Genomic DNA, 1,270 nt, shown 5'->3' with positions numbered 1-1,270 from the left:
TGTGAGTGACACAGCTTCGGCGGTGTGCTTAAGCCCCGCTACATTGTCGGCGCAGAACCACTTGACCAGTGAGCTATTACGCACTCTTTCAAGGATGGCTGCTTCTAAGCCAACCTCCTGGTTGTCTCAGCGACTCCACATCCTTTCCCACTGAGCACACACTTAGGGGCCTTAGCTGGCGTTCTGGGCTGTTTCCCTCTCGACGACGAAGCTTATCCCCCGCCGTCTCACTGCCGCACTCTCACACACCCGTATTCGGAGTTTGGTTGACTTCGGTAACCCGGTAAGGCCCCTAGGCCACCCAGTAGCTCTACCCCAGGTGTGAAACATACGACGCTGCACCTAAATGCATTTCGGGGAGAACCAGCTATCACGGAGTTTGATTGGCCTTTCACCCCTACCCACAACTCATCCCCCAGGTTTTCAACCCTGGTGGGTTCGGCCCTCCACACCGTCTTACCGGCGCTTCAGCCTGGCCATGGGTAGATCACTCCGCTTCGGGTCTCGACCACGCAACTCACACGCCCTCTTCAGACTCGCTTTCGCTACGGCTACCCCACACGGGTTAACCTCGCCACGCAGCACGAACTCGCAGGCTCATTCTTCAAAAGGCACGCCATCACAACGACCAGCATTGCTCTGACGGCTTGCAGGCACACGGTTTCAGGTACTCTTTCACTCCCCTCCCGGGGTACTTTTCATCTTTCCCTCACGGTACTCGTCCGCTATCGGTCACCAGGAAGTATTTAGGCTTACCGGGTGGTCCCGGCAGATTCACAGCAAATTCCACGAGCTCGCTGCTACTCGGGAACACCATTCCAGACACGCCCATGCAGTTTTCACGTACGGGACTCTCACCCACTCCGGCCGCTCATCCCAAAGCGTTCCGCTAACCACACAACGCATCCCCAGGAGTGTCAGCCCCTGGCAAACAGGTCCCACAACCCCGCACACACAACACCTGACAGCTTGACATGCGCACGGTTTAGCCTCCTCCGCTTTCGCTCGCCACTACTCACGGAATCACACTTGTTTTCTCTTCCTACGGGTACTGAGATGTTTCACTTCCCCGCGTTCCCTCCACACACCCTATACATTCAGGTGCGGGTGACACCTCATAACAGGTGCCGGGTTACCCCATTCGGACACCCTCGGATCACAGCTCGGTTGACAGCTCCCCGAGGCTTATCGCAGCCTCCCACGTCCTTCATCGGCCCCTAGTGCCCAGACATCCACCATGTGCCCTACACAACTTGACCACAAAGATGCT

General features: G+C 57.1%; 1 rRNA gene. It reads right to left on the bottom strand.

The window, feature by feature from the left end:
- Window positions 1-1,259: ribosomal RNA gene (locus FCN18_RS38910) — 23S ribosomal RNA — on the bottom strand; the annotation flags it as partial.
- Between the last annotated feature and the right edge of the window lie 11 nt (window positions 1,260-1,270).

The sequence above is a fragment of the Prauserella endophytica genome (assembly GCF_005146945.1).
Lineage (GTDB): Bacteria > Actinomycetota > Actinomycetes > Mycobacteriales > Pseudonocardiaceae > Prauserella_A > Prauserella_A endophytica.
This window is presented reverse-complemented; position numbering and strand designations above follow the sequence as displayed.